This is a genomic window from Rhodococcus sp. NPDC003383 (assembly GCF_053589115.1).
Window position 1 is genome coordinate 104102 of the sequence record NZ_JBSFRG010000019.1, and the last position, 10488, is coordinate 114589.

Sequence of the window (10488 nt, forward strand, 5' to 3'; positions counted from 1 at the left end):
CCTCAGGGACGGCCGAGCAGCCGCGCGGCCGCGCTGTACGGATCGGTGCTCCCGTCCGCGACCGCGGCAGCCAGGTCGTCGAGTTCCGGCAGCGAACGCAGCTGCGACAGGGCCAGGGACAGGATCTGGGACCGGGCCCGGGCGGCTCGGCGCTCCCCGCTGTCGGCGCGCTGATGCAGTTCGATCGCATCCACCAGCGCGTCGACGCCCTCGCCCTTCGACGCGACGAGCGTGAGGATCGGAACGTCCGTCTCCGCCTTCAGATCCCGGACCGTCCGATCGGCGCCCTCGCGGTCCGCCTTGTTCACCACGAGCAGGTCGGCGACCTCGAGCAGACCGGCCTTCGCGGCCTGGATCGCGTCGCCGCCACCGGGATTGAGGAGCACGACCGTCGGATCCGCGACCGCCGCGATCTCGATCTCGGACTGTCCGACCCCGACGCTCTCGAGCAGCACCACGTCGTAGCCGAGTGCGGCGAGCAAGCGGATCGCGGCGGGTACCGCGGCGGACAGGCCGCCGAGATGGCCGCGCGCCGCGAGCGAACGGATCAGCACATCGGGGTCGTTGACGTGGGCGGCCATGCGGATCCGGTCGCCGAGCAGCGCTCCCCCGCTGTACGGGGAGGACGGGTCGACGGCGAGCACCGCGACCCGGAATCCGCGCTCGCGGTAGGCGGAAACGAGCACACCGACGGTCGTCGACTTACCGGCGCCGGGTGGTCCGGTCACCCCGACCACCCGCACGGGCACCGGGTCGAGGGCGGCGAGCACCTCGTCGCGCCGGTCGTCCTCGACCATCGTCAGCAGCCGTCCCGCCGCGCGCACGGACCCGGTGCGCGCGGCGGCGAGGAGTTCGTCGATCGTCACGGCGCACCGGATCCGTTGCTCGTTGCTGCGGCTGTCACGGAGCGGGCACCTCGATGACCGTGGCCGAGCCCATACCTCCGCCCGCGCACATCGCGGCCACGCCGACTCCGCCGCCGCGGCGGCGCAGTTCGTGCACCAGGGTCACGAGCATGCGCGCCCCGGTCGCGGCGACCGGGTGCCCGAGACCGCAGCCGCTGCCGCTGACGTTGACCTTGTCGGGATCGATGTCGAGGAGCTTGATGGTCGCCACACACATCGCGGCGAACGCCTCGTTGATCTCGAACAGATCGACGTCGCAGAAGGTCATGCCGGCGCGACGCAGCGCCTTCGGGATCGCTTGCACCGGAGCGAGTCCGGTGCGGGCGGGGTCGACCGCGACCGACGCCCACGACCGGATGTAGCCGAGTGCGGGCAGGCCGAGGCTGTCGCTCGCGATCGCGAGGGCCGCGGCGGCGTCGTTCGCGCCGCACGCGTTGCCGGCGGTGATGCTGAAACCTTCGATCTCCGGGTGCAGGACCTTGAGGGAGGCAAGCTTCTCGAGCGTGGTGTCACGGCGCGGATGCTCGTCGACGGCGAACAACCCGTGCGGGGTCTCGATCGGGACGATCTCCTCCTTGAACCGGCCCTCGTCGATGGCGGCGATCGCGTTGCGGTGCGAGCGCAACGCCCACGCGTCCATCTCCTCGCGGGTCACACCGGCCTCGACGGCCGCGTTCCAGCCGACGGTGATGGACATGTCGCGGTTGGGGGCGTCCGGGCGGTCCGGGTGGGTCGGCGAGTTCCACGGCACCCAGTCCTCACCGGAGCGCATCAGGGAGCGCGGCGACGTGGAGGCCGAGTTCACGCCACCGGCGATGATCAGCTGGTCCATGCCCGCCTTGATGCTCGCCGCGGCGGTCTGGACCGCGGACTGCCCGGCCGCGCAGTGCCGGTTCAGTGCCAGACCCGGCACGTCGGTCAGTCCCGCCGTGATCGCGGCGTGGCGGGCGATCACGCCGCCGCCGTAGAGTCCTTCGCCGAGGATGACGTCGTCGATCGCCTTCGGGTCGAGGTCCTTCGCGGTCTCGGCCACGATGTGGTTCGCGAGGTCGAACGCGCTGGTGTCGCGGAGCGTGCCCTTGACGGCCGTACCGATCGGGGTGCGCAGCGCGGAGACGATGACGGCTTCAGGCATTGGTGTTCTCCAGTTCGGTCAGTAGGGTCCGGCGCAGGAGTTTTCCTGTTTCGGTCTTGGGAAGTTCGTCGCGGAACACGACGGTGTCCGGCGTCTTGGAGGACCGCAGCCGGTCCTTGACCCACGCGGTGATCTCGTCCGGATCCGCATCGCCCACGAGTACCGCGACGATCCGCTGACCCCATTCGGGGTCGGCGACACCGACGACCGCGGCCTCGGTGATCCCGGGGTGCTCGAGCAGGACGTCCTCGATCTCGGCGGGGGCGATGTTCTCGCCGCCGCGGATGATGGTGTCGTCCGCGCGCCCCTCGATGAACAGGTAGCCCTCGTCGTCGACGTGGCCGAGGTCGCGGGTGGCGAACCAGCCGTGTTCGTCGAGCACGCTGCGCCCGCCGTATTCGCCGGAGATCTGCTCGCCGCGGACGAACACCAGCCCGGTCTCTCCCGGGGCGACGAGTTCGCCTGCCTCGGTGCGGATTTCGATCTCGATGCCGGGCAGCGGGCGGCCGACGGAACCGAGCCGGTCGCGGACGGCTGCGTCGTCGGAGGCGAAGGCCGTCCGGTGGTCGTCCGGTCCGAGCACCGCGATCGACGACGCGGTTTCGGTGAGTCCGTAGGCGTTCACGAACCCGGTGTCCGAGAAGGCCCGCAGAGCGTGTTCGAGGACGGGACGCGGGGTCCGCGATCCGCCGTAGGCGAGGCTCTGCAGCGACGGCACGTCGGCCGGTGCGTCGCCGAGCACGGTGACGATCCGCGCCAGCATGGTCGGCACGAGCATCGCGTGGGTGACCTTCTCCCGGCGCACGGTATCGAGCCAGGTGCCGGGATCGAAGGCGTCGAGGTAGACCACGCGGCGGCCCGTGTACAGGTTCGACAGCAGATTCGTCAGGCCCGCAATGTGATACGGCGGGACGGACACGAGCGAGGCGTCGGTTTCCTCGGCGGAGGCGAACTCCATCGTGTTGAGCACGTACGCCAGCAGGTGGCGGTGCCGCAGCACCGCGGGCTTGGGATCCGACGTGGTGCCGCTGGTGTAGATGATCGCCGCGACGGCGTCGCCGTCCCACTCGGGCGCGACCTCGTCGGCGTCGACGGGGGTCGCGGTGGAGTCGACGAACGCGTCGAGGTCGCCGGGAGCGAGTTCGAGCGCCCCCGGGTGCCGGTCCCGCAGCGCCGTCAGCTGGGCTTCACCGAGTCGGTAGTTCAGTGCCACGAACGGCACCCCGGCCAGCGCGGCACCGAACAGCGCCACGGGATAGGCCAGATGGTTCGTGCCCAGGTACAGCACGGCCGGATACCCACGGAAACGGCTCGCGGCGACGCGGGCCCGGTCGTGGAGTTCGGGGCCCGTGAGGGAGCGGCCGTCGTAGGTCACGACAGCTCGATCACCGTTGCTTGCGGCCATTTCTAGAATCATGCTGATGTTCATGAGAACATTATTCTCTCAAGCAGAGAGCTGTAGTTGCAAGAAGGGAAACCAACATGCAGATCACCGGTAGTTCAGCGATCGTCGTCGGTGGCACCGGCGGCCTCGGCGAGGCCACCGTGCGCCGTCTCCACGCCGGCGGGGCGAAGGTCGTCGTGGCCGACGTCAACGACGACAAGGGCAAGGCACTCGAGGAGGAGTTGGGCGTGCGCTACGTCCGCACCGACGCCGGCAGCGAGGAGTCGGTGCTCGCCGCGATCGCCGAAGCCGAATCGCTCGGACCGCTGCGCGTGTCGGTGGACTGCCACGGTGGCCCGGCCGGGGGCGGGCGGCTCGTCGGCAAGGACGGCAGCCCGATGCCGCTCGAGAACTTCACCAAGACCATCGAGTCGTACCTGGTCTCGGTGTTCAACGTGATGCGCCTGGCCGCCGCCGCCATCGCCCGGCAGGAGCCGCTCGAGGACGGGCAGCGCGGTGTCATCGTCAACACGGCGTCGATCGCCGCCTACGAGGGCCAGATCGGTCAGCTCCCCTACTCGGCCGCGAAGGGCGGCGTCGTCGGCATGACCCTGGTCGCCGCGCGTGACCTGTCGCCGCTCGGCGTCCGCGTCGTCACCATCGCGCCCGGCACGTTCCTCACGCCCGCCTACGGCAAGGCCGGCGACCAGCTCGAGGCCTACTGGGGTCCGCAGGTGCCGCACCCCAAGCGCATGGGCCGCTCCCCCGAATACGCGACGCTCGTCGCGTCGATCGTCGAGAACGACTACCTCAACGGCGAGGTCATCCGCCTCGACGGCGCACTGCGGTTCCCGCCGAAGTGACCGCTCTCGACGGCAAGGTCGCGTTCGTCGCCGGTGCCAGCCGTGGCATCGGCGCCGCGGTGGCCGCCGCACTCGCCGAGGCGGGTGCGGCGGTCGCGGTCGCGGCGCGCTCGGAGAACGAGGGCCGGCTGCCCGGCACGATCCATTCGGTCGCGGACCGGATCGTCGCGTCGGGCGGTCGCGCCCTGCCGGTGCCGTGCGACGTCACCGACGAGGAGTCCGTCGACGCGGCGATCGCCGCGACGGTCGCCGAGTTCGGTGGCCTCGACATCGTCGTCGCCAACGCCGGGGTGCTGTGGCAGGGCCCGATCGAGACGACGCCGCTGAAGCGGTGGCAGCTGTGCCTCGACGTCAACACCACCGGCGTGTTCCTGGTGACCAAGGCGGCGATTCCGCATCTGCGCGCGCGTGGCGGCGGATCGCTGATCGCGGTGACCACCACCGGCGTGACGATGACCGACCGCGGATCCAACGCGTACTGGGTGTCGAAGGCCGCGGTCGAACGGCTCTATCTGGGGCTGGCGTCGGACCTGCGCGGCGACAACATCGCCGTGAACTGCCTGAGCCCGTCCCGGGTCGTTCTCACCGAGGGCTGGACCGCCGGCGGCAGCGGCATCGAGATTCCGCCGGAGATGGTCGAGCCACCGGAGACGATGGGTGCGGCGGCGGTACTGCTGGCCGCGCAGGACGCCTCCGGGATCACCGGCACCGTTCAGCGGTCGGAAACGCTCTAGCGCTACGCGCCGGTGTGCCTTTGTGGCGGCTCCCACCGCCACAAAGGCACACCGGGCCGTCAGGCCTTTTTTGTGAGCCTGGCAATGTTCGCGCGGAAGTCGTCGCTCTGGAACGTCAGGTCCTCCGCGGTCATCGCGTAGTCCAGGCTCGCGAGGATCGCGCGCTCGAGGTGGATGTTCACCAGCCGCTTCGTGCTCTCGACCGCCTTCTGCGGAAGCTCGGAGATCTTCTTCGCCGCGGCGAGGGCCTCGGTGAGCGGATCGGCGACGACGTGGTTGGCCAGACCGAGCGCGAGCGCCCGCTCCGCCGGGATCCGCGTGCCGAGGAGCGCGAACTCCTTGGTCTGCAGCAGGCTGATCTGCAGCGGCCACGTGAGGGGCCCGCCGTCGGCCGCGACCAGGCCGACCTGCACGTGCGGATCGGCGAGGTACGCATGCTCCGCCATGTAGACGACGTCGCTGAGCGCCACCAGGCTGCAGCCCAGGCCGACGGCCGGGCCGTTGACGGCGGCGATCACCGGAATCCGGCAGCGCGCCATCCCGATCACCAGCTCGCGGCCGTCCGCGATGGTCTTCGCACGCAGATCCGCGTCCTCGGCCAGCTCCGCGAGGTACGCGAAATCGCCGCCCGCGGAGAACGCCTTGCCGGCACCGGTGATCACCGCGGCGCGCGCGGTGCGGTCGGCGGACAGTTGCGGCCACAGCTGCGCGAGCCCGTGGTGCAGGTCGTCGTTGACCGCGTTGAGCGCATCCGGGCGGTTCAGCGTGATGATGCGCAGCGGACCGTCCGCGCGAACGTCGATCTCTTCCGGCATGTCGTACATGTCAAACTCCCAATCCGAGGATGCGCGAGGCCACGATGTTCTTCTGGATCTGCGACGTTCCACCCATGACGGACTGCGCGCGGCTGTACATGTACGTGCCGAGCATCTCCGCGTCGCGGGTGCCGGCCTCCGACAGGGCCGCGTGACCGACGGATTGCTCGACCCAGGTCATGAGCAGCTTGTCGAGCGAGCCCTCCGAGCCGTGGGTCAGACCGTCGAGCTGCTCGGACAACCGGCGGCGCACGTGCAGCCGCAGTATCTCCGATTGCACTGCCGCCCAAGCGAGTTCGTCGGACGGCGGGCCGTCGGACCGGGCCGCGAGTTCGCGGACGGTCTTCGCATAGCGGGCCGCGAACCCGAGTGTCGACGGTTCGCGCTCGTGCCCGACCACCGTCATGGCCAGCTTCCAGCCCTCACCGGGGTTGCCGACCATCCGCGACGCCGGGACACGCGCACCGTCGAACAGCACCTGCCCGAACTCCTTGGTGACGCCGCTGATCATCTTCAGCGGTCGCTGTTCGATCCCGTCCTGGTGCATGTTCACGATGAACGCCGAGATGCCCTTGTGCCGCGGCTTGTCCGGTTCGGTGCGGGCGAGCAGCAGGCACCAGTCGGCGACGTCGGAATAGCTCGTCCAGATCTTGTGCCCGTGGATGACGTACTCGTCGCCGTCGCGGGTCGCGGTGGTCGTGAGCGAGGCCAGGTCCGATCCGGCGCCCGGTTCGCTGAAGCCCTGGCACCAGCGTTCGGTGCCGTTGATCATGCCGGGCAGGAACTCCTGCTGCAGTTCCTTGCTGCCGTGGTGACCGAGACCGATCACCAGATAGCCGAGGCTCGGCCGGGCCGGTGCACCGGCGATCGCGAGTTCCTCGTCGAGGATCACGTCGTAGACGGGCGGCAGGTCCTGTCCCCCGAATTCCTTCGGCCAGGACAGCCCGAAGAATCCGGCGTTGTACAGCGCCCGATGCCACTCGGGCTGTTTCGCCCAGTACTCGTCGCCCGATGTCGGGAATTGCTTGGCCGTGGTCGCGAGCCAGGACCTCAGACGGTCGCGGAACGCGGCTTCCTCCGGCGAATCACGAAACTCCAAGGTCGATCTCCTTCAGGCTCACGGGGAACAGTTCGGTGGACGCGAGCGCCCGCCGCAGGTAGACGTGCGCGAGGCATTCCCAGGTGTTGCCGATGCCACCGTGCACCTGGATCGAGGTCTCGCAGATCGTGAAAGCGGCTCGCGCGCAGTAGATCTTCGCGACCCGGGAAGCCTGGATCGCCTCGGCGGTGTCGAGTTCGTCGACCGCCCACGCCGCGTGCCGCAGCACGCTGATCGACCCTTCGATCAGCGCCTGGCTCTCGGCGAGCATGTGCGCGACCGCCTGGTACGACCCGATGGTGTGGCCGTACTGCTCGCGCATCTTCGCGTAGTCGACGGCGAGGTCCTGCGCACCGCGGGATACGCCGACGAGGTCGGCGGTGGTCGCGACGAGAGCGAGCGCGTACCAGCGGTCCGCGTCGGCGGCGGACAGTTCGCCGAGCGGCTCGCCCGGCTCGCCGAGTTCCGCGAAACAGCGGGTCAGGTCCGCGGCGGCGGCGATGTCGGCACCGACGGGCGCCGAAAGGATCTGCCTGTCCCGCAGGATCACCGCATCGGTGAGGCCGCGCGCGTCGACCGCTTCGGAGCCGACACCGATCGCCCACGGCGACTGGTCGTCGCCGAGGTGACGCCGCAGGTCGTCGGCGAGGACGGGACCGAGGAAGGGTACGTCGACGAGACCGCGACCGAACTCCTCGGCGACGATCGCGACCTCGACACCGGATGCGCCGTCGGAGCGCAGGGCACGCCAGCCGGTGGTGTCAACCGCCTTCTCGAGCCGGGCGACCCGGCTGTCGTCGTCGAGATCCTGGACCGATCCCGGACCGAGGTCGTCGGCGAGTTTCGCTGCCGCATCACGTAATTGTCGTTGTTCACTCGTCAGACGGACGTCCATAGCGCTCCTTGAGTACTCGGCGCAACACCTTGCCGGAGGGCAGGCGAGGGATTTCGGGGACGAACAGGACCCGGCTCGGGCGTTTGTAGGACGCCAGCCGGTCGCCGACCAGGGCGATCAGTTCGGCTTCGGTGACCGGCCCGCCGGTCGTGACCGCCGCGAGGACGGCCTCCCCGGTGGCCGGGTCGGGCACGCCGAACACCGCGCAATCGGTGACCTCGGGATGTCCGTGCAGCACGCTTTCGACCTCGGCGGGCGCGACCTGGAATCCCTTGACCTTGATCATTTCCTTCGACCGGTCGGTGATCCGCAGCCAGCCGTCCTCGTCGAGGTAGCCGACGTCGCCGGTGCGGTACCAGCCGTCGTCGAAGGCGTCGGGATTCGCATCGGCCGGAAGGTAACCGGCCATGAGGGAGTCGGCGCGGGCCTGGATTTCGCCGACACCGCCCGCCGGCAGCACCTCCCCGGTGTCCAGCGACACCACGCGCACCGTCACGCCGGGGACGGGACGCCCGACGCTGTCCAGCCGCGCATCGTCGACCGGATTGCAGGCGATGACCGGGAGTTCGCTCGCGCCGTAGGCAGGCAGCCACCCGACGCCGGTGCGGCGGGTGACGGTGTCGGCGACGCTCGCCGTGACCGGGGTGGCGCCCCACATGATGTAGCGCAGCGACGACAGGTCGTACGACTCGAGATGCGGGTGCTGCGCGATCGCCAGCGCGATCGGCGCGACGGCCATCTCGACGGTGATCCGGTCGCGTTCGATGTGCCGGAGCATCACGTCGATGTCGAAGCGGCGATGCAGCCGGAACCACGCGCCGACCTCGAGGGCGGTGACGATGTTGAGGATCCCGAGAATGTGGGACGGCGGCGTCAGCACCTGCATCCGGTCCGTGGACGTCAGTTGCAGCGCGTCGCGCCAGTGCGCGACGGCGGCGGCGAGGGAGCGGTGGGTGTGCCGGACGGCCTTGGGCAGCCCGGTCGTGCCCGAACTGAACACCAGTACCGCCTCGGCGTCCGGGTCGTGGGCGGTTGTCGTGCCGTCACCGCTCGCGGGTGGGATCGGCTCGTCGAGGTGCAGCATGTCGGCGTGCTCGGCGAGGACCGGATTGTCGCCGACCGCGGCGACCGGCCGCGTCACCTCGAGGGCGTGCACGACCTCGTCGTGCTTGTAGGCCGGGCTGAGCAGCACGACGGACGCACCGAGGCGCCAGATCGCCTGCACGGCCACGACGAACTCGGGCCGGTTCGACGACATCAAGGCGACCCGGTCGCCGGCGCCGACGCCACGTTCGGCGAGCCGGACCGCCAGGCCTGCCGCGAGCGCGTCGAGCTCGACGCGGCTGTAGGCACGGTCCTCGAACACCAGTGCGGTGGTGGTGTTCCGCGTCCGGTCGATCGTGGGGTCCGACAACTGTGCCTCGTCTCGGGTGGGTGTTCGACGTTGAGAAGATCCTATATCGTAGGCGAGAATATAATTCTCCAGACAGTAGAACAATCCCCGAGGAGGAGACGATCCATGGCGAGACCCCCTATGTTCCAGCGGGCGCGGGTGACCCGGATCGTGAAGGAGACCTCCGACGCTCGGTCGTTCGTCCTGGCGCCCGTGGACGGCCCGTTCACCTACCGGGCGGGGCAGTTCCTGAACTTCAAGGTCACCGTCGACGGCACCGAGTTGTACCGGTCGTACTCGATGTCCAGCGCACCCGAAAGCGACGACGAGCTCACGGTCACCGTCAAGCGCGTACCCGGCGGCAAGGTGTCGAACTGGCTGCTCGACAACGTCTCCGAGGGCGACGAGGTGGAGATCAGTCGCCCCACCGGCACCTTCCTGCTGCGGGAGAGCGACAGGCCGCTCCTCGGATTCAGCGGCGGCAGCGGCATCACCCCGATCCTGTCGCTCGCCAAGTCCACCCTGGCCACCACCGACCGCCCCGTCCGGTTGCTGTGCGCCGACCGCGACCAGCCGTCGGCGATCTTCGAATCCGTTCTCGAGGCGCTGGTTGCGCAGTACCCGGACCGGCTGACGGTCGTGCGCCATCTCGACGACGAGAAGGGCATGCTCGACGCCGAGGCCATCCGCGCGTTCGTCGGCAGCGACGTGGACGCGGACAGCTACCTGTGCGGCCCCGAACCGTTCATGGATCTGATCGAGTCGACGCTGCCCGGTCCGGGCCGCGTGTTCAGCGAGCGCTTCGGCACCCCGCCGGCACCGGCTTCCACCGAGCCGCCCGCCGCCCCCGCCGCGGAGGAATCCGGCGAGCTCGAGGGGACCGTGACGATCTTCGTCGGACGCAAGAAGGGATCGGTACCGCGCCACGCCGGCGAGACCATCCTCGAAAGCGCCCGCCGCGCCGGACTGACCCCGCCGTTCTTCTGCGAAATGGGCAACTGCGGCACCTGCATGGCGCTGGTGACCGAGGGTTGCGCGACGATGCGCACCAACGAGGCACTTTCGGACGACGAGGTCGAGGAAGGCTACGTGCTCACGTGCCAGGCCGTGCCGGACACCCCGTCGATCAAGGTCAAGTACGAGTGACCGACCCCCCGTGCGTGGTTTCGGTTGGCCACGAACACCAGCCGCGCGCCGCCGGGTTCGGACGCCGGCTGCCCCTCGATCGCCCCGGCCGCGGCCGCGACCTGATAGGCGGCGAGCTG

General features: G+C 69.8%; 10 protein-coding genes. 3 read left to right on the plus strand and 7 right to left on the minus strand.

The genetic code is table 11. The annotated features are described in order from the left end of the window. Positions 1-2: 2 nt before the first annotated feature. Genes meaB through ACWDTS_RS17730 form a run of 3 tightly spaced genes read right to left on the minus strand, consistent with a single transcriptional unit; the run spans position 3 to position 3469 of the window. Positions 3-866: a methylmalonyl Co-A mutase-associated GTPase MeaB gene (meaB, locus tag ACWDTS_RS17720; protein WP_450118717.1), complete on the minus strand. Its 864-nt coding sequence runs from the start codon at positions 864-866 to the stop codon at positions 3-5. 34 nt (positions 867-900) lie between these two features. Then, positions 901-2040 (minus strand): thiolase family protein, encoded by a 1140-nt coding sequence (locus ACWDTS_RS17725; RefSeq protein WP_197257475.1) that lies wholly within the window; start codon positions 2038-2040, stop codon positions 901-903. After that, positions 2033-3469 carry a class I adenylate-forming enzyme family protein gene (locus ACWDTS_RS17730; RefSeq protein WP_450118718.1) on the minus strand — a complete coding sequence of 479 codons (1437 nt, stop codon included), beginning with the start codon at positions 3467-3469 and terminating at the stop codon, positions 2033-2035. The genes ACWDTS_RS17725 and ACWDTS_RS17730 overlap by 8 nt, the downstream gene beginning before the upstream one ends. Before the next feature lie 53 nt (positions 3470-3522). Between ACWDTS_RS17730 and ACWDTS_RS17735 the strand changes: the two genes are divergently transcribed. Both ACWDTS_RS17735 and ACWDTS_RS17740 read left to right on the plus strand, forming a co-directional pair. Then, positions 3523-4287: an SDR family NAD(P)-dependent oxidoreductase gene (locus ACWDTS_RS17735; protein WP_197257471.1), complete on the plus strand. Its 765-nt coding sequence runs from the start codon at positions 3523-3525 to the stop codon at positions 4285-4287. Then, the gene (locus ACWDTS_RS17740; RefSeq protein ID WP_450111231.1) at positions 4284-5021 is read left to right on the plus strand and encodes an SDR family NAD(P)-dependent oxidoreductase; all 738 of its coding nucleotides are present in this window, start codon (positions 4284-4286) and stop codon (positions 5019-5021) included. The genes ACWDTS_RS17735 and ACWDTS_RS17740 overlap by 4 nt, the downstream gene beginning before the upstream one ends. Positions 5022-5080: 59 nt before the next feature. Here the strand turns inward: ACWDTS_RS17740 and ACWDTS_RS17745 are convergent, their stop codons facing one another. From ACWDTS_RS17745 to ACWDTS_RS17760, 4 genes are read right to left on the minus strand one after another with little or no spacing between them, the layout of a single operon-like run. Next, positions 5081-5845 (minus strand): enoyl-CoA hydratase/isomerase family protein, encoded by a 765-nt coding sequence (locus ACWDTS_RS17745; protein WP_197257466.1) that lies wholly within the window; start codon positions 5843-5845, stop codon positions 5081-5083. 1 nt (position 5846) lies between these two features. After that, on the minus strand, positions 5847-6935 hold the full coding sequence (locus tag ACWDTS_RS17750; protein ID WP_450118719.1) for an acyl-CoA dehydrogenase family protein: 1089 nt from the start codon (positions 6933-6935) through the stop codon (positions 5847-5849). Further along, a complete protein-coding gene (locus ACWDTS_RS17755) occupies positions 6922-7830 on the minus strand; it encodes an acyl-CoA dehydrogenase family protein (RefSeq protein WP_197257462.1) in 909 nt (302 codons plus the stop codon). Before ACWDTS_RS17755 ends, ACWDTS_RS17750 begins: the two co-directional genes overlap by 14 nt. Continuing rightward, positions 7808-9244 carry a class I adenylate-forming enzyme family protein gene (locus ACWDTS_RS17760; protein ID WP_450118720.1) on the minus strand — a complete coding sequence of 479 codons (1437 nt, stop codon included), beginning with the start codon at positions 9242-9244 and terminating at the stop codon, positions 7808-7810. Before ACWDTS_RS17760 ends, ACWDTS_RS17755 begins: the two co-directional genes overlap by 23 nt. Before the next feature lie 105 nt (positions 9245-9349). Here ACWDTS_RS17760 and ACWDTS_RS17765 point away from each other — a divergent pair, with 105 nt between their 5' ends. Next, positions 9350-10369: a 2Fe-2S iron-sulfur cluster-binding protein gene (locus ACWDTS_RS17765; protein ID WP_450118721.1), complete on the plus strand. Its 1020-nt coding sequence runs from the start codon at positions 9350-9352 to the stop codon at positions 10367-10369. Positions 10370-10488: the final 119 nt, after the last annotated feature.